At 70.1% G+C, this 22,450-nt stretch carries 18 protein-coding genes; 7 read left to right on the plus strand and 11 right to left on the minus strand.

The genetic code is table 11. The annotated features are described in order from the left end of the window. Positions 1-9 precede the first annotated feature (9 nt). Complete coding sequence (gene msrB / locus JWS13_RS07210) at positions 10-447, plus strand: peptide-methionine (R)-S-oxide reductase MsrB (protein WP_206005109.1); 438 nt, start codon at positions 10-12, stop codon at positions 445-447. On the opposite strand, the gene JWS13_RS07215 is transcribed toward msrB, so the two are convergent. Genes JWS13_RS07215 through hemE form a run of 4 tightly spaced genes read right to left on the minus strand, consistent with a single transcriptional unit; the run spans position 407 to position 5,896 of the window. Continuing rightward, positions 407-2,755, minus strand: a complete 2,349-nt coding sequence (locus JWS13_RS07215) for a molybdopterin-dependent oxidoreductase (RefSeq protein WP_206005110.1) — start codon at positions 2,753-2,755, stop codon at positions 407-409. The genes msrB and JWS13_RS07215 overlap by 41 nt on opposite strands. A gap of 15 nt (positions 2,756-2,770) precedes the next feature. Next, positions 2,771-3,466, minus strand: coding sequence for a hydrogen peroxide-dependent heme synthase (gene hemQ, locus JWS13_RS07220; RefSeq protein WP_015890522.1), 696 nt, complete (start codon positions 3,464-3,466; stop codon positions 2,771-2,773). Positions 3,467-3,470: 4 nt separating this feature from the next. After that, positions 3,471-4,832: a protoporphyrinogen oxidase gene (locus JWS13_RS07225; protein ID WP_206005111.1), complete on the minus strand. Its 1,362-nt coding sequence runs from the start codon at positions 4,830-4,832 to the stop codon at positions 3,471-3,473. Continuing rightward, on the minus strand, positions 4,829-5,896 hold the full coding sequence (gene hemE / locus JWS13_RS07230; protein ID WP_206011522.1) for a uroporphyrinogen decarboxylase: 1,068 nt from the start codon (positions 5,894-5,896) through the stop codon (positions 4,829-4,831). Before hemE ends, JWS13_RS07225 begins: the two co-directional genes overlap by 4 nt. Positions 5,897-6,057: 161 nt before the next feature. Between hemE and JWS13_RS07235 the strand changes: the two genes are divergently transcribed. After that, positions 6,058-6,651, plus strand: a complete 594-nt coding sequence (locus JWS13_RS07235; protein WP_072942294.1) for a DUF3000 domain-containing protein — start codon at positions 6,058-6,060, stop codon at positions 6,649-6,651. Here JWS13_RS07235 and JWS13_RS07240 read toward each other — a convergent pair whose 3' ends face one another. Next, positions 6,652-7,914 carry an alpha/beta hydrolase gene (locus tag JWS13_RS07240; protein ID WP_206005112.1) on the minus strand — a complete coding sequence of 421 codons (1,263 nt, stop codon included), beginning with the start codon at positions 7,912-7,914 and terminating at the stop codon, positions 6,652-6,654. Positions 7,915-8,082: 168 nt separating this feature from the next. On the opposite strand from JWS13_RS07240, the gene JWS13_RS07245 reads away from it, so the two are divergent. The 4 genes from JWS13_RS07245 to JWS13_RS07260 all read left to right on the plus strand — a co-directional run bounded on the left by JWS13_RS07245 (position 8,083) and on the right by JWS13_RS07260 (position 14,277). Beyond that, the gene (locus JWS13_RS07245) at positions 8,083-9,477 is read left to right on the plus strand and encodes a WS/DGAT/MGAT family O-acyltransferase (protein WP_206005113.1); all 1,395 of its coding nucleotides are present in this window, start codon (positions 8,083-8,085) and stop codon (positions 9,475-9,477) included. A gap of 49 nt (positions 9,478-9,526) precedes the next feature. After that, on the plus strand, positions 9,527-10,813 hold the full coding sequence (locus JWS13_RS07250; RefSeq protein ID WP_206005114.1) for a ribonuclease D: 1,287 nt from the start codon (positions 9,527-9,529) through the stop codon (positions 10,811-10,813). A 146-nt stretch (positions 10,814-10,959) separates the two neighbouring features. Next, positions 10,960-12,168 carry a thiolase family protein gene (locus tag JWS13_RS07255; RefSeq protein WP_206005115.1) on the plus strand — a complete coding sequence of 403 codons (1,209 nt, stop codon included), beginning with the start codon at positions 10,960-10,962 and terminating at the stop codon, positions 12,166-12,168. Next, a complete protein-coding gene (locus JWS13_RS07260) occupies positions 12,169-14,277 on the plus strand; it encodes a 3-hydroxyacyl-CoA dehydrogenase NAD-binding domain-containing protein (RefSeq protein ID WP_206005116.1) in 2,109 nt (702 codons plus the stop codon). A 51-nt stretch (positions 14,278-14,328) separates the two neighbouring features. On the opposite strand, the gene JWS13_RS07265 is transcribed toward JWS13_RS07260, so the two are convergent. Genes JWS13_RS07265 through JWS13_RS07290 form a run of 6 tightly spaced genes read right to left on the minus strand, consistent with a single transcriptional unit; the run spans position 14,329 to position 21,108 of the window. Then, a complete protein-coding gene (locus JWS13_RS07265; protein WP_206005117.1) occupies positions 14,329-17,028 on the minus strand; it encodes a fumarate reductase/succinate dehydrogenase flavoprotein subunit in 2,700 nt (899 codons plus the stop codon). Next, on the minus strand, positions 17,028-17,807 hold the full coding sequence (locus tag JWS13_RS07270) for an ABC transporter ATP-binding protein (protein WP_206005118.1): 780 nt from the start codon (positions 17,805-17,807) through the stop codon (positions 17,028-17,030). The genes JWS13_RS07265 and JWS13_RS07270 overlap by 1 nt, the downstream gene beginning before the upstream one ends. Next, the gene (locus JWS13_RS07275) at positions 17,804-18,661 is read right to left on the minus strand and encodes an ABC transporter permease (RefSeq protein ID WP_206005119.1); all 858 of its coding nucleotides are present in this window, start codon (positions 18,659-18,661) and stop codon (positions 17,804-17,806) included. The genes JWS13_RS07270 and JWS13_RS07275 overlap by 4 nt, the downstream gene beginning before the upstream one ends. Then, a complete protein-coding gene (locus tag JWS13_RS07280; RefSeq protein WP_206005120.1) occupies positions 18,658-20,088 on the minus strand; it encodes an ABC transporter substrate-binding protein in 1,431 nt (476 codons plus the stop codon). Before JWS13_RS07280 ends, JWS13_RS07275 begins: the two co-directional genes overlap by 4 nt. A gap of 16 nt (positions 20,089-20,104) precedes the next feature. Next, positions 20,105-20,332 (minus strand): 4Fe-4S dicluster domain-containing protein, encoded by a 228-nt coding sequence (locus tag JWS13_RS07285; protein ID WP_005240903.1) that lies wholly within the window; start codon positions 20,330-20,332, stop codon positions 20,105-20,107. Next, positions 20,329-21,108 carry a GntR family transcriptional regulator gene (locus JWS13_RS07290; RefSeq protein ID WP_206005121.1) on the minus strand — a complete coding sequence of 260 codons (780 nt, stop codon included), beginning with the start codon at positions 21,106-21,108 and terminating at the stop codon, positions 20,329-20,331. Before JWS13_RS07290 ends, JWS13_RS07285 begins: the two co-directional genes overlap by 4 nt. Positions 21,109-21,402: 294 nt before the next feature. On the opposite strand from JWS13_RS07290, the gene JWS13_RS07295 reads away from it, so the two are divergent. Beyond that, positions 21,403-22,419 carry an iron-siderophore ABC transporter substrate-binding protein gene (locus tag JWS13_RS07295; protein WP_206005122.1) on the plus strand — a complete coding sequence of 339 codons (1,017 nt, stop codon included), beginning with the start codon at positions 21,403-21,405 and terminating at the stop codon, positions 22,417-22,419. The last annotated feature ends 31 nt before the right edge of the window (positions 22,420-22,450 follow it).

Raw genomic sequence — 22,450 nt, forward strand, 5'->3', positions numbered from 1 at the left:
CGTGGAGCCATGAGTTCGCAGCAGCAGGATCCCACGCAGTCCGCCCCGAAGGTAACTCTCTCCGACAGCGAGTGGCGCGAGAAACTGACTCCCGAGGAGTACGCGGTGCTGCGCCAGGCCGGCACCGAGCGCCCCTTCGTCGGCGAGTACACCGACACCAAGACGGAAGGCGTCTACCACTGCCGCGCCTGTGGCGCCGAACTGTTCCGCAGCACGGAGAAGTTCGAATCGCACTGCGGGTGGCCGTCGTTCTTCGACCCGGCCGACTCGGACGCCGTCATCCTCCACGAGGACACCTCGCTGGGCATGCGCCGCGTCGAGGTGGTCTGCGCGACGTGCCACAGCCACCTCGGCCACGTCTTCGAGGGCGAGGGCTACCCCACCCCCACCGATCAGCGGTACTGCATCAATTCGATCTCGCTGGTTCTGGAACCGGCCGGCGAATGATCGCAGGCGGATCGAACGCCCGGATCGGCGGCAGCTCGCCGTCGTAGCGTTCGATCTGCACGAGCACGTGCTGGCCCGTGCAGCCGTGGGCGAGTGACGACGTGCCCACGTCCGGGGTCAGCACGTTCGGGTTCCCGTGCACGCAGAGCGAATCCGGGTCGGTCGCGTCGAGCGGGTCGTACCAGGCCCCCGTCGACAGCTGCACCACACCGCGGCGGACGCCCTCGTCCACCACCACACCGGCGAGGCACGCGCCCCGGTCGTTGAACACGCGGACGACGTCGCCGCCGGTCACTCCGCGGTCGGCGGCGTCGTCCGGATGGATGCGCAGCGGTTCACGGCCCCGGATCTTCGACTTCTGGCTGGTGCCGCCGTGATCGAGTTGGCTGTGCAGGCGGGTGCGCGGCTGGTTGGCGATCAGATGCAGCGGGAACTGCCGGGCCCGCGGGCCGCCGAGCCATTCCTCCGGCTCGTACCAGCGGGGATGTCCGGCGCAGTCGGCGTAGCCGAATCCGTCGATGTCCTCGGAGAAGATCTCGATCCGCCCGCTCGGGGTACCGAGGGGGAACTTCACCGGATCCGCCCGGAAGTCGCCGAACAGGATCAGATCGTCCTCGGTCCGCATCCGCACGTGGCCCTGCGTCCAGAAGTCGTCGAAACTCGGTGCCGGTCCGCCGTCCGCGCGGACGAAGTCCCGCCACTGCCCGTACAGGTGCTCGAGCCACTGCCCGGACGTGCGGCCCTCGGTGAACTTCTCGCCGACACCCAGCTTCCGGGCGACGGCGGCGAACGTGTCGTAGTCGTCCCGGGAGTCGGCGTACGGCGTCACCGCGGCATGCATGGCGACGAGCAGCGGATCGTTGCGGGTGCAGCTGATGTCGGCCCGCTCGAGCGACGTCGTGGACGGGACCACGATGTCGGCGTGCCGGGCCATCGGCGTCCAGTAGGGGTCGTGGACCACGATCGTGTCGGGCCGGGCCAGCGCGCGGCGCAGACGCGGAATGTCCTGATGGTGGTGGAACGGGTTGCCGCCCGCCCAGTACAGCATCTTGATGTCCGGGTACGTCAGCCGCTGACCGTCGTAGTCGAACGCGGCGCCCGGGTTCAGGAGCATGTCCGAGACCGCGGCCACGGGGATGAAGTCGCGGACCGGGTTCAGTCCCTGCGGAAGGGTGGGCAGCGGGTACGGGACCGGGGCGAGCCCGGGCTCGTTCATGGAACCGTAGCCGTGTCCGAAACCTCCACCGGGAAGACCGATCTGGCCCAGCATCGCGGCGAGGGTGACCCCCATCCACGGGGCCTGCTCGCCGTGCCGGACCCGCTGCAGCGACCAGGTGACGGTCACCATCGTCCGGCCCGCCGCCATCCGCCGGGCGAGGGCCACCAGATCCGCGGCGGCGATGCCGGAGATCCGCTCCGCCCATGCCGGCGACTTCGGGACACCGTCGGAGCGTCCGAGGAGGTAGTCCTCGAAGCGGTCGTAGCCGACGCAGTGGCTGCCGAGGAACGCCGTGTCGTGCAGGCCTTCCGACGCGAGAACGTACGCGAGGGCCAGCATGATCGCGACATCGGTGCCGGGCACCGGCGCGTGCCGCTCGGCGACGCCGTGCATGTCGTCGCTCAACGGACTGAACGACACGACGGATCCGCCGCGCCGCCGCAGGGCGTCGAGGGCGTCACGGGTGGGATGGTCGCTCGTGCCGCCGTGGTTGACGCCGGTGTTCTTGAGGGGGACGCCGCCGAAGCACACCATGACGTCGGTGTGCTCGGCGATGAGCTTCCAGGACGTGGAGCGGGCGAACATCTTCCAGTGCGTGCCCACCACCCGGGGCATGACGACGCCCGTCGCGCCCAGTGAGTAGCTGTGCACCGAACGGGTGTAGCCACCGAGGGTGTTCAGGAACCGGTGGACCTGGCTCTGCGCGTGATGGAACCGGCCCGCGCTGGCCCACCCGTAGGAACCGCCGTAGATCGCGCTGTTGCCGTGGGTGTCGATCACCCTGCGCAGTTCGTTCGCCAGCCGCTGGGTCAGCTCCTCCCAGTCCACCGGCACGAACTCGTCGGAACCGCGGGAGGTGCTCGGACCCGGGCCGTGCTCGAGCCACCCCCGGCGCACCACCGGACCGGTGATCCGCGCCTTGGTGCGAACCGACCCGGCGAGGTTGCCCAGCACCGGTGACGGATCGGCGTCACCGGTGTACGGGTGCGCGGCCACGACGTCGCCGTCGGCGACCTCGGCCTCGAACATGCCCCAGTGCGACATGTGCTGGTAGCGGGGCGCCCTGCGGGCCCCGTCGGCGTCACTCATTTCTCGTGCGTCAGATCACGGCAGAGCCGCGACGAGCTTCTCCACATCCACCCGCGGGCCGGTGAAGAACGGCACCTCCTCGCGGACGTGCAGCCGGGCCTCGGTGGCGCGCAGGTCGCGCATGAGGTCGACGATGCGGTACAGCTCGGGCGCCTCGAACGCGAGGATCCACTCGTAGTCGCCGAGCGCGAACGCGGGCACCGTGTTGGCACGCACGTCCTTGTAGGTGCGGGCCGCCATGCCATGGTCGGCGAGCATCTTCCGGCGCTCGTCGTCGGGCAGCAGGTACCACTCGTAGGAGCGGACGAAAGGGTACACGCAGATGTAGTTGCCCGGATCCTCGCCCGCCAGGAACGCCGGGATGTGGCTCTTGTTGAATTCGGCCGGACGGTGGCACGCGACGTTGCTCCACACGGGCTTGCTCGCGCGGCCCAGGGCGGTGGTGCGGCGGAAGTCGGCGTACGTGGCCTGCAGGGCCTCGATGCTCGCCGAGTGCGTCCAGATCATGAAGTCGGCGTCGGCGCGCAGCCCCGCCACGTCGTAGAGCCCGCGCACCACGACACCCTTCTCGGCCTGACCTTCGAAGAAGATCCGTGCCTCCTTGATCACAGCTTCCCGGTCGTCCCCGAGTACACCGGGTTCCACCTGGAACACGGAGAACATGAGGTAGCGGATTTCAGAGTTCAATGCGTCGAAGTCGAGGCGTGCCATGGGTCTATCCTGCCACCCGCCCGGAGAGCCGTGCAGCCGCCGCCGTCGCGGCGGCCACACAGGCGGGTACACCCACCCCCCGCAGGAGCGCCCCGGACACCTCTACACCGTCCAGACCTGCGATTTCCTGCTCGATCACCGCCACCCGCTCGAGGTGGCCGGGACCGTACTGCGGCAGTCCGCCGTGCCAGCGCTGGACGTGCGCGGCGACGGGCTCCGCGGACACGCCGGTGACGGTCGCGAGGTCGCGCCGGGCCGCGGCGATCAGCTCGTCGTCGGGTGCGTCGACGACGGCGGCGTCGCCGAATCGTCCGAACGACGCCCGCACGAGGGTGACCTCCCGCTGGGCGAGGTGCGGCCACTTGCGGCTCGACAGGGTGAACGCCTTCGCGCCGAGCGACGTGTCGGTGGCGACGAGGATCCCGGAGTTCTGCGGGACGTCGGTGCCGGCGGGCAGTGCCAGTGCGACGACGGCCGAGGAGGCCAGCGGGATGTCCGCGGCGGCCGCCGACGCGCGGGGTGCGACGCCGGCGAGCAGTTCGGCGAGCTGCGGAGCGGGCACGGCGAGCACCACACCGTCCACCCGGCCCACCGGGTCCGCCGACCAGCCGTCGCCGTCGCGGCCGAGCGTTTTTATTCGCTCGGGCACGATCTCCGCGCCCGTGGTGTCCGTCAGGGCGCGGAGCAGGACGCCGTAGCCGTCGCGCAGCGCCCCGAACACCGGTCCCGAGGCGGGAGGGGGAAGTGCCTCCGCCACCGCCGCGGACAGGCTGGTGGCACCGCGGTCGAGGGCCGCCGCGAGGGTGGGGAGTGCGGCGCGGACACCGATGGTGTCCGCCAGCCCCGAATAGACCCCTCCGAGAAGCGGATCCACCGACCGCCGGACCACCTGCGCACCGAACCGGTCGCCGACCAGCGCACCGACGGCGACGTCGGCGCCCGGTGTCCATTCGAGGGGCACCGTCCGCTCCCCCGCCACCTGCGCGAGGGTCCGGTCGTCGACGAGGCCGCGGAGACTGTTCTCGTCCGCGGGGATCCCCATGAGGGTGTCGGCGGGCAGCGGGTGCAGGGCGTTCTCGGACCAGATCAGCGGACGCAGTCCGGCCGGGTGCACGAGCTGGTCGGCGAGACCGAGTTCGCCGAGCAGGGCAGGCAGTTCCGGACGCCGCGCGATGAAGGCTTCCGCGCCGACGTCGACGGGCTCCCCGGCCAGGTCCACCGTCCGCAGCTTGCCCCCGAGCCGCCCCGCGCCGTCGGCGACGACGATCCGGGCATCAGGGCCGAGCCGCTGCCGCAGGCGGTACGCGGCCACGAGCCCGGAGATGCCGCCGCCGACGACGAGAACGTTCGGCGACGACCCGGTCACAGGGAGTGCACCAACTCGACCAGCGCGGTCAGCGCGCCCGGGTCGGTGTCGGGCAGGACGCCGTGACCGAGGTTGAAGATGTGTCCCGTGGCACCCGCGGCGAGGGCCGCGTCGGCCTCCGCGGTGATGCGGCGCACCTGCTTCTCGACGGCCGCCGGTCCCGCGAACAGGACCGCGGGGTCGAGGTTGCCCTGCAGCGCCTTGCCCGGACCGACCCGGCGCGCCGCGACGTCCAGGGGGATGCGCCAGTCGACGCCGACCACGTCGGCCCCCGCCTCGCCCATCGCGCCGAGCAGTTCACCGGTTCCGACACCGAAGTGGATCCGCGGCACCTTCGCGCTCTCCACCTCCGCGAACACCCGCTCGGAGTGGGGCAGCACGAATTCGCGGTACTCGGCCAGCGACAGCGCGCCCGCCCACGAGTCGAACAGCTGGATCGCGTCGACGCCGGCACGCAGCTGGGTCTGCAGGAACGTGATGGTGGTGTCGGCGAGCGTGCCGAGCAGCGCGTGCCACGTCTTCGGGTCGGAATGCATGAGCGCCTTCGTGCGCTCGTGGTTGCGGCTCGGTCCACCCTCGACCAGGTACGAGGCGAGGGTGAACGGGGCACCGGCGAAACCGATCAGCGGCGTCGAACCGAGTTCCGCGGTGAGCAGCTGCACGGCCTGCGCGACCGCACCGACCTCCTCCGGCACGAGGCGGGGCAGGGCGGCGACGTCCGCGATCGACCGGACCGGGTTCGCGACGACCGGGCCGGTGCCGGCCACGATGTCGAGATCGATGCCCGCGGCCTTGAGCGGCACCACGATGTCGGAGAACAGGATCGCGGCGTCGACCCCGTGCCTGCGCACGGGCTGCATGGTGATCTCGCAGACCAGTGCCGGATCGAAGCACGACTCGAGCATGCCGATTCCCGACCGGATCTCGCGGTACTCGGGAAGCGAGCGGCCCGCCTGCCGCATGAACCACACCGGGCGCCGGCCTGGAGCGCGACCGTCCGCGGCCGCCAGGAGGGGTGCGTCGGGGAGCACCCGCCTCGCGGCGTACGTCGCCCGTTCGCTCATGCCTGCATTGGTGCTTTCCAACCCGCTCATCGGTCCTCGCGCTCTCTGCCTGCTCGAATTTCGGCAGCTCTCATGCTGCCATGCCGCGGCTCCGCCGCCGATCGGCCCTGCTCGGCGCGCCTCCGACGAGATGCAAGGGTCCGGGTCTAACGTCCCGAGCTGTGACGACTTCGGGATCGCCCGCCGAACCGGCCGAGTTCCGCGCCGCCGTCGAAGCGATGAATTCCGCGCAGGTCCGTGCGGACATCGAGCTGGGTCCCATCCGGCCCCCGCAACGGCTCGCTCCGTTCAGCTACGCCGTCGGCGCAGAGGTCGTGCACGAGGACACCGGGGTCGTCGCCGAACAGAGCGAGGGTGACGCGTTCGGCAGATTGATCCTCCTGTTCGACCCCGAGGGCGACGAGGCGTGGAACGGCACGATGCGGCTGGTCGCCTACATCCAGGCCGACCTGGACGCCGCCGTGGCGTCCGACCCGCTCCTTCCCGAGGTCGCGTGGAGCTGGCTCGTCGACGCACTCGAGTCGCGCCACGAACCCCTCAACGCGCTCGGCGGGACGGTGACGGCGACGACGTCGGTGCGCTACGGCGACATCGCCGGTCCCCCGCATGCGCATCAGCTGGAACTGCGCGCGTCGTGGACGGCGACGTCGGTCGAACTGGCTGCGCACGTCGAGGCGTTCTGCGAGGTGCTGGCGTACGCGGCCGGTCTGCCGCCCGCCGGGGTGGCGCAGCTGAAGACGCTCGGCGGCAAGTAGTCAGGCTGATTCGGTACCTGCTGCCGTGCCCGCGGCGGGGACGTCGGTGGTGGCGCTGCGCGACCATTCCAGGAACCGCCCAACCGCCTGCGTGACCGAGATGCTGCGGATCGAGGGGAACACGTCGAACGCGTGCTGCGCGCCCTTCAGTTCCGCGTAGACGACGGGGTTGTCGGACACCTGCCGCAGTTCGTCGACGAAGATCCGCGCCTCGGCGACGGGAATGAGCGAATCGCTCGTCCCGTGGATCACGAAGAACGGGGGCGCGTCCGCCCGGAGGTGCGCGAGCGGCGACGCGGCCCGGTAGTCGTCGGGGAAGGTGGCGTTCTTGCCGAGCACCATCGGCATCAGTCCGGAGTGCACGCGCTGGAGGACCGCCTTGATTCCGGTGTCGCCCGCGAAGTCGTAGACGCCGTAGTACGGCACACACGCCTGCACCGACGTGTCGACGTCCTCGAATCCCGGCTGCAGCCGGCTGTCGTTCGCGGTGAGTCCGACCATGGCGGCGAGGTGGCCGCCCGCGGAACCGCCGGTGACGGCGATGAAGTCGGGGTTGCCGCCGTACTCCTCGACGTGCTCCCGGAGCCAGGCGAGGGCCTGCTTGATCGCGATCAGGTGTTCCGGCCATTTCGCCTTCGGCGACAGCGGGTAGTTGACGGCCGCGCACACCCATCCCCGCGAGGCCATCTCGAGCATCAGCGGCAGACCCTGCTGATCCTTGTTCCCGATCACCCAGCCGCCGCCGTGGATCTGGAGGAGGACCGGGCTCGTCGACGGCAGGTCCTGCCGGTGGTAGATGTCCAGGCGGGCCCGGCGCCCACCCGGCCCGTACGCGAGGTTGCGGACCCGGGTGACGGCCTTGTTCCGCATCCAGAACGGGTTGAGGAGTTGCCGCCACACGGGCCGGCCCGGGTGGTCGATGGCGGTGTCGCGGTCGGTGTAGTTCTCGCCGAGCGTCTCGACGAGAGCGGATTCCGCTTCGGCTCCGGCGCCCCGGCCGGTCGCGATGACGGCGGCGAGCCCGGCGGCGGAGGCGGCGGCCAGCGCGAGACCGACGCGGTCGCTGCGGGTCCGCGTGCCGTGACGCGCCGCGTGCTGGGCGGCGTCGGCGGCGGTCACGGCGAGGAGGTGGGGTGCGAGTTCGGTGGTCAGCCACCCCGAGAAGAAGGCGACCACCGACGTGGGCGCACCGGGCAGGGGACGCAGGGCGTTGGCGGCGAGTGCGGCGCCGACGGCCTGCCGGAGAACGAAGCCTCGGGTCATACCCCCAACCGTAGAACATGTTCTAATGGAGCGGTTGCCCACCCCGCACCCGTGCACCGCGGATCGAGAACGATGCGGAGCGGCGTCCCGGCGGTTCACCGTTTCTCGGACCTCGCGGTTCCGCGATTCGTTGGACCACCTTCTAGAACGTGTTCTAGTATCGGTTTCATGCAGCGACTCAGCGGTCTCGACGCGTCATTCCTCTACCTCGAAACGTCGACGCAACTCCTCCACGTCTGCGGAGTCATCGTTCTCGACATCTCGACGGTTCCGGGCGGCTACACGTTCGCCGGGCTCAAGGCCGAACTCGGCGCACGCACCGAGGCGATTCCCGCGTTCCGGCGCAAGCTGCAGGACTCCCGGCTCAACCTCGACCACCCGGTATGGGTCGAGGACACCGACTTCGACATCGACCGGCACTGCCACCGCGTCGCCCTCCCCGCCCCCGGCGGGCGCGACGAGCTGGCCGAATTGTGCGGCGACATCGCGGGCATTCCCCTCGACCGCGCCCGGCCGCTGTGGGAGATGTGGGTGATCGAGGGCCTCGACGACGGATCGGTCGCCGTGATGTCGAAGATGCACCACGCCGGCGTCGACGGGATCACCGGCGCGAACATGATGGCCCAGCTGTGCGGCCTCGAACCGGACGCCCCGCGGCCCGACCGCGACGACTCCGCCGAGAGCGCGGGGCAGGCGAGCACGCTCGACATCGCCGTGGGCGGTCTGCTCGCCGTCGCGTCCCGGCCCGCGAAACTGCTGCGGATCGTCCCGCAGAGCCTGACGCTGCTGCCCCGCTGGATCGGCCGGGCCCGGCGCGGCGAGGCGATGCCCGCGCCGTTCACCGCACCGCGCACGTCGCTCAACGGCACGCTGACCAGTCACCGCAATCTCGCGTTCACCCAACTCGACCTCGACAAGGTCAAGACGGTCAAGAACGCGTTCGACGTCAAGGTCAACGACGTCGTCCTCGCCCTGTGCTCGGGTGCGCTGCGGAAGTACCTGCAGAACCGCAGGGAGCTGCCCGGCAAGTCGCTGGTCGCGATCGTCCCGGTGTCGGTCCACGGAAAGTCGGACCGGCCAGGCACCAACCAGGTGTCCGGGATGTTCACCCAACTCGGCACCCAGATCGAGGACCCCGCCGAACGCCTGCTGGCGATCGGCGAGCACAACTCGACGTCCAAGGAACACAACGAAACCCTCGGCGCGAGCCTGCTGCAGGACTGGTCGCAATTCGCCGGCCAGGCCGTGTTCGGCACCGCGATGCGCCTCTATTCGACCCTCGGCCTGGCGGAACGGCATCCGGTCGTCCACAACCTGGTGATCTCCAACGTGCCGGGGCCTGCGGTCCCGCTGTACTTCCTGGGCGCCCTGATCCGCGCGATGTATCCGCTTGGCCCGATCTTCCACGGCGCGGGACTCAACGTGACGGTGATGTCGCTGAACGGTCAACTCGACGTCGGCCTGATGAGCTGCCCGGAACTCGCGCCCCACCTCTGGGACCTCGTCGACGCGTTTCCCGCGGCCCTGGACGAGCTCGTCGAGGCAGCGGAGAAACGGTCGTGAACCCGGCGGTGCGCTGCGGGAATCCCGAAGAGACGTAGAGTCAGCTGTCATGTCCGAAGTCACCGACGACGCCTCGTCTCCCGTCCCCGCCGAAGAACCCGGCAGGCAGGTAGTACCCCTGCTCGCACCCCGGGACGGCGTACCCGACGTGGTGACCACCGCGGAGGGTGTCGCGAAGGCCGCGGCCGCACTGAGCGAGGGCACCGGGCCGCTGGCGGTCGACGCCGAGCGGGCGTCCGGCTTCCGCTATTCGGCGCGGGCGTATCTCGTGCAGCTGCGCCGGGAGGGCGCGGGGACGGTGCTCCTCGACCCGATCCCCACCGCCGCCGATCTCGCCCCGCTGGCGGAGGTGATCAACCCGCTGGAGTGGATCCTGCACTCCGCCGACCAGGATCTGCCGGGTCTCGCGGAAATCGGTCTGGCGCCGGCGACGCTGTTCGACACCGAACTCGCGGGGCGCCTCGCCGGGTTCGAGCGGGTCGGCCTCGCCGCAATCGTCGAGCGGACGCTGGGCCTCGAACTGCGGAAGGGGCACGGCGCCGCCGACTGGTCGAAGCGGCCGCTGCCCGACACGTGGCTGAACTACGCAGCCCTCGACGTCGAGGTTCTGGTCGAGTTGCGGAACGTGATGGCCGCGGAACTCGAGGAGCAGGGCAAGAGCGACTGGGCGGCACAGGAATTCGAGCACATCCGGCTCGCCGGGCCACCGCGGCCCAAGCCCGACCGCTGGCGCCGGACGTCGCACATCACGTCGCTGAAGACGCAGCGGCAACTCGCCGCCGCGCGCTCCCTGTGGCAGGCCCGCGAGGACCTGGCCCGCAAACGCGACGTCTCCCCCAGCCGGGTGCTTCCGGATTCGGCGATCATCGACGCCGCGACGAAGGACCCCCGCAGCATCGAGGCGCTGCGGGCGCTGCCGGTGTTCGGCGGTCCCCGGCAGCGGCGGCATTCCCGGATCTGGCTGCAGGCGCTCGAAGATGCCCGGGCGCTGCCGGACTCCGAACTCCCCCCGAAGACCCCGCCGTTCACGGGCCCCCCGCCCGCGAGCCGGTGGGCGCGGCACGATCCCGACGCAGCGGAACGACTGACGGCGGCCCGCGCCGCGCTGGCCGCTCTCGGGGCGGAGGTCTCGGTGCCGGTGGAGAACCTGGTGACCCCGGAACTCGTCCGCAGGCTGTGCTGGGACTGGGCGGCTCCCGAGGACGGCCCCGAGGCGGCGATCGACCGGGTGCTCGAGGCGGGCGGGGCGCGACCGTGGCAGCGGATGCTGACCGTGCCCCGGCTGGCGACCGCGCTGCGCGCCGCGGCCGAGCAGAAGGGCTCCGGCGACGACTGACGCTGCCCGACACGCGGGGTGAGCGCGTGAATTCCCGATGAGGTACCCATTAAGTTACCCGTGAGTAACGGTAGGGGTACGCTGGTCTGGAGGCCGGACGCCTGGCCGTGATCCGGAACCAAACTGCTCCATCAGGAGGAATTCGCGTGGCTCCATCCACCACAACTCAACGCAACGTCGTCTTCGTCGACGGCATCCGCACTCCGTTCGGCAAGGCCGGCCCCAAGGGCATGTACGCGGAGACCCGCGCGGACGACCTCGTCGTCAAGACCATCCGCGAACTGCTTCGCCGCAACCCCCAACTCGACCCCGCGCGCATCGACGAGGTCGCCATCGCCGCGACCACGCAGACCGGTGACCAGGGCCTCACCATCGGCCGCACCGCCGCGATCCTGGCCGGGCTCCCCGAGACGGTTCCCGGTTTCGCCATCGACCGCATGTGTGCCGGCGCCATGACGTCCGTCACCACCACCGCGTCGGGTATCGGCTTCGGCCAGTACGACGTGGTGATCGCCGGCGGCGTCGAGCACATGGGCCACCACCCGATGGGTGAGGGCGCCGACCCGAACCCGCGGTTCCTCGCCGACCATCTCGTCGACCCCAGTGCACTGGTCATGGGCAACACGGCCGAGAACCTCCACGACCGGTTCCCGAGCATCACCAAGGACCGCACCGACGCGTACGCCGTCGCCAGCCAGAACAAGTACGAGGCCGCCCGCAAGGCCGGTTTCATCGCCGACACCCTCGTCCCCGTCGCCACCCGCTCCGCCGCGGGCTGGGGGCTGGCCACCGAGGACGAGCCGCCGCGTCCGGGCACCACGATCGAGGACCTCGCAAAGCTGAAGACGCCGTTCCGTCCCGCGGGCCGCATCACCGCGGGCAACGCGGCCGGACTGAACGACGGCGCCACCGCCGCTCTCCTCGCCGGTGAGGACACCGCCCTCGAACTCGGGCTGCCGATCGGCATGCGCATGGTCGGATTCGCGTTTCAGGGCGTCGACCCCGCCGTCATGGGCATCGGACCGGTGCCCGCCACCGAGAAACTGCTGGGCCGTACCGGTCTGAAGATCGAGGACATCGGCCTGTTCGAGATCAACGAGGCGTTCGCCGTCCAGGTCCTCGCGTTCCTCGAGCACTACGGCATCGCCGACGACGATCCGCGAGTCAACCAGTGGGGCGGCGCCATCGCGTGCGGCCACCCCCTCGCGTCCTCCGGTGTCCGCCTGATGACCCAGCTGTCCCGCCAGTTCGCCCAGCGCCCCGACGTCCGCTACGGCCTGACCACGATGTGCATCGGTCTGGGCATGGGCGGAACCGTGATCTGGGAGAACCCGAACTTCGATGGAGCCAAGTAGATGACCGACATTGCAACGGCATTCGCCGACGAGGTCGTGACCAACGCGTACACCAAGATCGTCGCGGTACCGGGCATCGAGGGCCCGGTCGCGCTGATCACCCTCGACAACGGTTTCGACCACACCAAGCCGTCGTCGTTCGGGCCGGCCGGCCTGGCAGCCCTCGACACCGCCCTGGACGAGGCGTTCGCCGCCCACCCCGTCGCGATCGCGATCACCGGCAAACCGTTCATCTTCGCCGCCGGCGCGGACCTCAAGGGTGTTCCGAGCATCACGAACCGTGACCAGGCGCTCGAACTGGGCCGCCTCGGGCACAAGGTGTTCCGCCGGCTGCGCGAATCGTCCGTGCCGACGTTCGCGTTCGTCAACGGCGTCGCGCTGGGCGGCGGCCTCGAGGTTGCGCTGCACAGCCACTACCGCACCGCCTCCGAGAGCGCGGGCGCGCTGGGTCTGCCCGAGACGTTCCTCGGGCTGGTTCCCGGCTGGGGCGGAACGCAGTTGCTGCCCAACCTCATCGGCCCCTCGAACGCCGTCACCGTCGTTCTCGAGAACGCGCTGAACCAGAACCGGACGCTCACCCCGAAGAAGGCCCTCGAACTCGGCGTCGTCGACGCGGTGTTCGGTTCGGCCGACTTCCTCGAGCAGTCGTTCGCCTGGGCCGCACAGGTTCTGGCCGGCGAGATCACGCCCGCACGTCCCGAGATCGACCGGGGCAAGGGCTGGGACGACGCGATCGCCCGCGCGAAGGCAATCGTCGAGGGCAAGACCAAGAACAACGCACCCGGACCGGTCAAGGCCGTCGAACTCCTCGAGCTGGCCCGGACCACCGACCTCACCGACCCGGCTTCCCTCGACAAGGGCTTCGCCGCCGAGGACGAGGCGCTCGCCGACCTGCTGCTCGCGGACGAGCTCCGCGCGGGCCTGTACGCGTTCGACCTGGTGAACAAGCGGGCCAAGCGGCCCGCCGGCGCACCGGACAAGTCGCTCGCGCGCAAGGTCACCGGCGTCGGCATCGTCGGGGCCGGCCTGATGGCCAGCCAGCTCGCGATGCTGTTCGTCCGCCAGCTGAAGGTCCCGGTCGTCCTCACCGACATCGACCAGGAGCGCATCGACAAGGGTGTCGGCTACGTCCACGGCGAGATCGACAAGCTGCAGGGCAAAGGCCGGCTGTCCCCCGACGCCGCCAACCGCCTGAAGGCACTCGTGTCCGGCTCGCTCGACAAGGCGGCATTCGCGAAGACCGACTTCGTGATCGAGGCGGTGTTCGAGAACCTCGATCTGAAGAAGAAGATCTTCGCGGAACTCGAGGAGTACATCGCCCCCGAGACCATCCTCGCCACCAACACGTCCTCGCTGTCGATCACCGAGATGGCCGCGGACCTGAAGCACCCCGAGCGGGTGGTGGGCTTCCACTTCTTCAACCCGGTCGCGGTGCTGCCGCTGCTCGAGGTCATCAAGGGCCAGAAGACCGACGACGCCACCCTGGCAACGGCGTTCGCCACCGCCAGGGCGCTGAAGAAGTCGGCCGTCGGTTCCGCCGACCTGCCCGGGTTCGTCTTCAACCGGCTCCTGATCCGCACCCTCGGTGAGGTCATGAACGCGGTCGACGAAGGCACCCCGTTCGAGGTGGCCGACAACGCCATCGCCGAACTCGGCATGCCGATGACCCCGTTCACCCTGCTGGCGCTCGTCGGTCCGGCGGTCGCGTTGCACACCGGCGAGACCCTCGCCGCGGCGTACCCGGAGCGGTTCCACAACTCCCCCGGGCTCGAGGCGCTGGTCGAGGCGAAGAAGCCGGCCGTGTGGAGCTACGGCGCCGACGGCAAGCAGGTCGTCGACCCCGACGTCGCGGCGCTGTGGAAGCAGGGCGACACGGCGTCCACGGCCGCGGAGGTTCTCGAGCGCACGCGGCGCGCGTTCGCCGAGGAGATCCAGATCATGCTCGACGAGGGTGTCGTCGCGGCGGCCGAGGACATCGATCTCTGCCTGATCCTCGGCGGCGGGTTCGGCTTCTGGAACGGCGGCATCACGCCGTACCTGGACCGCACCGGCACGTCCGAGGCGGTCAACGGCAAGCGGTTCCTGGCGCCGGGCGTCGCGAGCGTCTGACCCCCACGTGAGTGGCAAAGAGTGTTCCGGCACTCTTTGCCACTCACGTGCTCAGGAGACGGGGACGTGGTCGGCGGCGGCGAGGGCCTGGCGGGCGTAGGCCCGCACGTCGGCGTCCGTGTCCTCGAGTGCGGCGGTGAGGGCGTCGACGGCGCCGCGGTCGCCGGTCCACCGGCCGAGTGCTAGGACGGCGGCCTTGCGCACGTCGAGGTGCGCGTCCGTCAGGGCGTCCGCCAGCGCGGGCACCGCGACGTCGGGGTCCGCTCCGGCGAGTGCCCGGGCCGCGCCCTGCCGGATCTGCCAGGCCGACTCCCGCAGCGCCGCTGTCGCGAGCGCGACGTCGTCGCCGCGGCAGCCGAGGCTCGCGAACGCCGTGAGCGCGGCGGCGCGCACCAGCGGATCCCGGTCTCCGGCCAGTGTGCGCACCGTCTCGACACCGCCGAGCCCGACGGTGGCCAGGCCGTGCGCGACGGTGATCCGCACTTCGCGGTTCTCGTCGTGTGCTCCCTCGGCCACCGACTCCCACCGGTCGAGTGACACCAGCGCCCGGACCGCTTCGATCCGGACGTGGTGATCGGCGTCGGACAGTGCGGCCAGGAACTGCTCCGCCGAACCTGCGTGCAGGGCGCGCAGGACGTCCACCACGGCGGCCCGGACCACGGCGTCGCCCGACCCCAGGTGCTCGGCCAGTCCGTCGCCGGACGGCAGCACCTCGACGAGTTCGCGGAGTCCGTCGGCGGCGGCGCGGCGCACCGTCACCGCGCCGTCGCCGAGCGCGTCGACGAGGGCGGCACCGAATCCGTCGGGTGTTCCCTCCGTCAGCACGGACAGTGCCGTGACGCGGACCTGCGGATCGGCGTCCTCCAGATACGGTGCGAGTTCGGCGACGCTCGGGGCGTCGAGTCCGAGGACCGCGACGATGGCCGGCGAGGACGGCTCCTGCCGGACCGGCGCCGCGATGCGGGAGCGTTCCTCCACCGGCGCCCGGCCGCCGACCAGCGGCGGCTGTGCCACGGGAATGACGGTGCGGTCTACCGGCGGAAGGGAATCGAGTCCGGGCACCGGCACGAAGTACGGTTCGACGGGGCGCTTGAGGAACTCCATGTCGCCGTTCTCGCCGCGCCGCAGATTCAGGTGATAGCCCCATTCGTCGTCCCGCTGCTCGGGAAGATCGGCGCGTTCGTGGTACAGCCCCCACCGGCTCTCGGTTCTGGTGAGCGAACTGCGGGACGCCATTTCCGCGCAGTCCCGGATGAACGTGACCTCTGCGCAGCGCATCAGCTCGTGCGGGGTGGTCGCGCCCATCCCGGCGATCTCCCCCGCCATCCGCTCGAACGTCTCGACGGCGATCGACAACTTCGTCGCCGTCTTCGGCGGCGCCACATAGTCGTTGACGAAGCGGCGCAGCTTGTACTCGACCTGCGGCTGGGGCGGACCGTCCGGGTTGCGCAGCGGCCGGTAGATCAGCTCGTGCGCGGCGGCCAGTTGATCTTCGGGCAGCGCGGCCGGCGTCTCGACGTCGGGCAGGGTGCCGGTGGCGTGCGATCCGGCGAGGTCGCCGTAGACGAATGCGCCGATCATGTAGTTGTGGGGGACGCAGGCCAGGTCGCCGGCGGCGTACAACCCCGGGACGGTGGTGGCGCCGTGCTCGTCCACCCACACCCCGGACGCGGAATGCCCGCTGCACAGCCCGATCTCGGAGATGTGCATCTCGATGTCGTGGCTGCGGTAGTCGTGCCCGCGGTTCGCGTGGAACGTGCCGCGGGTGGGGCGTTCGGTGGTGTGCAGGATCGACTCGAGCGTGTCGAGTGTTTCCTCCGGCAGGTGGCTGACCTTGAGATAGATGGGGCCGCGGGCGGATTCGATCTCGCTCTTGACCTCGCTCATCATCTGCCCCGACCAGTAGTCGGAGTCGACGAACCGCTCCCCCTCGGCGTTGACCTGGTAGCCGCCGAACGGGTTCGCGACATACGCGCAGGCCGGGCCGTTGTAGTCCTTGATCAGGGGGTTGATCTGGAAGCATTCGATGCCACTGAGTTCGGCGCCCGCGTGGTAGGCCATCGAGTAACCGTCGCCCGCGTTGGTGGGGTTCTCGTAGGTGCCGTAGAGGTACCCCGACGCCGGCAGCCCCAACCGGCCGCACGGTCCCGTCGCGAGGATGACCGCCTTCGCGCCGACCGAGACGAACTCGCCCGTGCGGGTGTTCAGCGCCGCGGCGCCGACGGCCCGGCCGTTCTCCGTCAGAACACGGACCGGCATCAGCCGGTTCTCGATGCGGATCTTCTCGCGCATCTTCCGCTGCCGCAGCACCCGGTAGAGGGCCTTCTTCACGTCCTTGCCCTCGGGCATCGGCAGCACGTACGAGCCGGAACGGTGCACCCGGCGGACCGCGTATTCGCCGTACTCGTCCTTCTCGAACTTGACGCCGTATTTCTCGAGGCGCTGCACCATCGCGAAGCCGCGGGTCGCCGTCTGGTACACGGTGCGCTGGTTGACGATTCCGTCGTTGGCGCGGGTGATCTCGGCGACGTAGTCCTCGGGTTCGGCCTTGCCGGGGATGACGGCGTTGTTGACGCCGTCCATGCCCATGGCGAGCGCGCCGGAATGGCGCACGTGCGCCTTCTCGAGCAGCAGCACGTTCGCGCCGTTCTCGGCAGCGGTCAGCGCCGCCATCGTGCCTGCCGTGCCGCCGCCGATGACGAGGACGTCGCAGTCGAGTCGGACGGTGTCGGCGAGATCGGGGATGTCCATCAGGTCTCCGAAGTGTGGTTCAGCGCGCCGAGAACGTCGGCGCGGGCGGCACGGGTGCCGGGATGGTCGAGGTGGTCGCGGTCGCGGGGGTGCGGGATGTCGACGAGCGCCCGCAGCGGCTCACCCGCCCGGCCCAGCACTGCCACCCGGTCACCGAGCAGCACCGCCTCGTCCACGTCGTGAGTCACGAACACCACCGTCGTCGGGTGCGTGCTCCACGTGTCGACGAGCAGTCGCTGCATGACGCCGCGGGTCTGGGTGTCGAGGGCGCCGAACGGTTCGTCCATCATCACGGCCCGCGGCGCCCCGGCGAGGCCGCGCGCCAACTGCACCCGCTGGCGCATGCCGCCGGACAGGTTCTTCGGCAGGAAGTCACCGAACCCGGTCAGACCCACCTCCGCGATCCAGCGATCGGCGGTCTCGCGGCGCCCCTTGCGGGGTTCGCCGCGCAGCGCGAGGGCCAGTTCGATGTTCGAGCGCACCGTGCGCCACGGGAGAAGCGCGTTGTCCTGGAAGACGACCGCCCGGTCCCGGGACGTCGACTCCACCGCGGCGCCGTCGGCGACGACCCGGCCGGAATCGGGCGGCAGCAGGCCCGCCAGTGCCCGCAGCACGGTGGACTTGCCGCACCCCGAAGGTCCGGTGAGCACCAGGATCTCGCCGGGCACCACGGTCAGCGACAGCGAACGGATGACGGGTTTCCCGGTGTAGGACAACGTGACGTCGTCGAGGACCAGCGACATGCCCGCGGCCACGGACGTTCCGGCGGTGGCGGTCATGCGCGCTCCCCTCGTGGCAGCCAGCGGGTGACCCGCCTACCGAGTAGTTCGACCGCCCCGGATGTGAGAAATCCGAGGATGCCGATGGTGATCATGCCGACGAAGACGCCGGGATAGTCGACGATCGTGTACGCCTGCCAGGTGCGGTACCCGACACCGAGCCTGCCGGAGATCATCTCGGCGGAGATCACGCAGATCCAGGCGACCCCGATCCCGACGGACAGTCCACCGAACACACCGGGCAGGATTCCCGGCAGCACGACCCGGGCCAGCACGTCCCAGCGTCCGCCGCCGAGGGTGCGCACCGAGTCCTCCCACAGCGTCGGGAGTGCCCGGACGGCGTGCCGGGTGCTCACCATGATCGGGAAGAACGCGGCGACGAACGTGATGAACACGATGCCCGCCTCGTCGCTGGGGAACAGCAGGATCGCGACGGGTACCACCGCGATGGCGGGAATCGGCCGGGCGAGTTCGGTCAGCGGGCCGAGGACGTCGGCGAACAGTTCCGATCTGCCGAGGGCGATTCCGGTGGCCACCCCGACCACCGTGGCGAGTCCGAATCCGCTGAGGATGCGGATCAGAGACTGTCCGAGGTCGAGGTAGAACAGGTCGGTCTGCAGCTGGGTGCCGAACGCGGACACCACGTCGGTGACGGTGGGGAGCGTGTCGAACCGCAGCCACAGCCGGACGTCGTGGGCGGTCAGCAGCTGCCACGCGAGGATCGCGGCCAGCACCGAGGCGATCCGAACGAGCCGGGACCGCCACGGCGACGACCGCCGGCGGGTCTCCGGATCGTGTTCTTCGACAACGGCTTCGGTTCCATGCAGGACATACGGTTGTTCCAGCGTGGTCACGGCCGGACCTCCTCGACGGCGCGGTCGTAGGTGACGACGGCTCCCGACGGGTGCGCACGCAGGTAGCGGTCGGCCGCGGCGCCGGTGGTGAACGGCAGGAACGTGTCGCCGTCGCGTACCCACACGGCCTTGTCCGCGAACCATCGGGTGCCCAGTTCGGCGTCGGGAACGTAGCCGGCGCGCACGGTGCGGCCCTCGGCGCGGGCCTGTTTCACCGCGCGGAGCAGGCAGGTCGGGTTCGCGGCCGGTTGGGTCTCGGCGGCGCCGTCGAACCACAGCTCGCCGGCCAGTGCCGGGTCGCTCACCGGCGCGGCGCACACGGGGTCGGTGCCGGTGACGGCGGCGGGGTTGGCGGTGGACGCGAGCGTGGTGTCGTAGTCCTGCCCGTCCGCCTCGAACGCGGACCGCAGCGGTGCGTCGTTCACGAAACCCTCGACGTCGAGGTCGGCGAAGTCGCCGATCGACTTCAGGTACGGCACATCGTTCTTCAGCGCACCGATCAGACCGGGCTTGAGCGTGGTGTCGAAGGAGGTGCCGCCCGGGCCGTTGTACAGGTACACGACCTCCTGCGGCAGGCCACTCGCGTCGGCGACGATCCGCGACGCCTCGAGGGGTTCGGTCTGCACGAACCGGGTGGCATCGAGTTGCGCCCGGAGGAACGCGTCGAGCACCTCGGGGTGCTCGTCCGCGTACGCCTCCCGGACCACCACGCCGTGCAGCGTCGGGGTGTTCAGTTCGGCGCCGTCGTACAGCAGCTTGGCCTTGTCCTGGAAGACGAGGAGTCCGGGCCACGCGACGAACTGCGACAACGCGGCCACCTGACCGGATTCCAGCGCCGACGTTCCGACCTGCGGCTGCTGGTTCAGCACCTCGACGCCGGTCGCCGGGTCGATTCCGGCGCGGTCGAGTGCCTGGACGAGGGTGCCGTGGCCCGCGGAGCCGACGCTGGCGGAGACCTTCCGGCCCGCCAGATCGCCGAGCGTGGTCGCCGGTGAGTTCGGCGGCACCACCACCATGTTCAGGGCGCCCTTGGGGTTGTACCCGGTCACCGACACGATCTCCGTCTTCGAGCGTGGGTTCGCCTGGGTGCGGGAGCCGTTGATCAGCATGGGGTAGTCGCCCATCGAGCCGATGTCGATCTTCTCCGCCACCATCTGGGCAGTGATCGGCGCACCGGTGTCGTAGTCCTGCCACTCGACGGAGTATTTCGTGCCCGTCCGTTCCGTGACGTCCTGCAGACGCTGTTCGAGGTAGCCCTGCGCTCGCAGCAGGGTTCCGGCGGTGACGGTGTTGATCGTCTTGGACTGGTACCCGATCACCACCGTGACCGCGTCACCGGTGCCGGCCGACGGTTCGAGCGAGCAACTCGTCGCCACGAGTGTCAGTGCTGCGGCGGCGATCGCGAAGGTGGGGAAACGTCGCTTCATCTGTGTGGTCTTTCGCTCAGCGGAGGAGGTACGGCATGTTCACGGTGACCGCGCCGGTCGGGCAGCGCGCCGCGCAGGGGCCGCAGTACCAGCACTCGTCGACGTGCATGAACGCCTTGCCGTTCTCCGGGTTGATGGCGAGGGAATCGAGTGGGCAGATCTCGACGCACAGGGTGCAGCCCTCGATGCACAGCGACTCGTCGATGGTGACGGGTACGTCGGCGCGTTGGTTGACCAAGGTCATGAGGTGAGCTCCCAGTTCGTGATGTCGGGTCTGCGGACGAGGTTGCTGCGCATGGTGATTCGGTCACCGCGCATGCGGATGTATTCGAGGTCGACCGGACGTCCGTCGACGAGCCGGGTGAGACGCTCGAGCAACAGGAGGGCCGCGCCCTCGGGGGTCTGGAGGTTCGCGGCGGAGTGCGTGTCGGCGTTGACGGATTCGATCGCCAGATCGGCGGAACCCAGTGGCTGACCGCAGACCTCCTCGATCAGCGCGAACACGTCGTTGGTTTCGAGATCGCGGCCGAGGATCTCGGCACCGATGTCGGGGACGAGGTACGTGAGGTCCAGGCTGAGCGGGAGGTCGCCGAGGTACCGCACCCGCTCGATGTACACGGCGCGTTCGCCCGGCTCCAACTGCAGCCGGCGGGCGACGGCGGGCGGCGGGGCGATCTCCACGGCCGCGCGGACGTCGTTTCGGACCTCGCCGTGCCCTTTCAGCGTCTCCTTCAGCCCCAGCAGGGCGTCGAGGCCGTGGTCGTACTTGCGCTGCGCCACGTGGGTTCCCACGCGCGGGGCTCGGTCGATGAGCCCCTCTTGCTTCAGCAGCGCCAGCCCGTCGCGCACCGCGTTGCGCGACACGCCGAACTCGGCGGCCAGCTCCGACTCCGACGGCAATCCGCGCTCGGCGAAGGACTCCGCGTGGATCTGCTGACGCAGCAGGTCGGCGAATCTGCGCGCATGGTCGGCACGGGAACTGCGTGACGCCGTCGGGAGGGGAGTCGGATTCACCACCATGGTTTCCTTCGTCGATAGTGCGTGTGAGCTGGACGAAGACACACGCTAACGGCAGTCCGCGAGGCTCGGAGTCGTGGCGGACACCCGCCCCGGACACCTCGGCGAATCGGCCGGGTCCGCGCCCGCGGCGACTCGCCTCACCAGCGCGAACCCGGCGAGGCTCCGGTAATGCGCCAGTCGGAGGCGGGCCCGGGAATTCCAATCACGGTGATTCGAAGTGGCGACGTCCGCCGAACGAGCGCCCGACTCTAGGTTAGGCTTACCTTCTGTTTTCGTCCCGAAGGAGTCGTTGCCGTGTTCGCACCCACCGCCAGACGTCAGCTCGCCGTCGCACTCGCCGTGGCCAGTTCGTCCCTCTTCCTCGCCGCGTGCTCGTCCGGCGACGCAGGAGGCAGCACGGAGGCGTCCGGTGAGGGATTCCCGGTCACCATCGACAACACGTTCGGATCGACCACCCTCGACGCGGCACCCGAACGCATCGTCACCCTCGGATGGAATGCCCAGGACGTCGTCTACGCACTCGGCCAGACACCGGTCGGCATGCCGAAATACACGTACGGCGCCGAGGCGAACGGCGTGATGCCCTGGCTGCAGGACCGATTCGACCCGTCCGCGACCACGTTGCTCGACGCGGCCACGTCCACCCCCATCGAGGGCGTCGCCGCCCTGGCGCCCGATGCGGTCCTCGCCCCGTACGAGGGATTCGACGAGGCGACGTACGAGAAGCTGTCGGGAATCGCCCCCACCGTGGCGTACCCGGACAAGGCGTGGCAGACCACGTGGCAGGACCAGACCACCCTGGTCGGACAGGCACTCGGCAAGAGCGCCGAGGCCGAGCAGCTCGTGGCCGGTCTCGACGACACCCTCGCCCGGACCGCAGCCGCGCATCCCGAGTTCGCAGGCAAGACGATCTCGGTCATCAATTTCGACACCGACGCCGCGACCGTCAACGTGTACATGCCCTCCGATCCCCGCGTCCAGGTGCTGACCGAGCTCGGCTTCACGGTGTCCCCCGGCGTGCAGAAGCTGGCCGCGTCGAACGACCCCGACAAGTTCTTCGCCGACATCTCCGTGGAGAACATCTCCGACGTGGACGCCGACGTCGTCGTCGCATTCGTCCCGGAGAACACCACCGTCGCGGCGAACCCGGCGTACGCGAATCTCGGTGCCATCGGCCGCGGTACCGCGGTCGCGCTGTCGGACACGAAGATCATCTCGGGGCTCAGCCAGACCAGCGTCCTCGCGACACCGTGGGTTCTGGACAAGCTGACCCCTCAGCTCAGTGAGGCCGCGAAGAAAGCGGGTGCCTGAACTCCCGCCTGAGAGGCGGTGTCGGGCGTAG

Origin of the sequence: Rhodococcus pseudokoreensis (assembly GCF_017068395.1) — a bacterium.
GTDB lineage: Bacteria > Actinomycetota > Actinomycetes > Mycobacteriales > Mycobacteriaceae > Rhodococcus_F > Rhodococcus_F pseudokoreensis.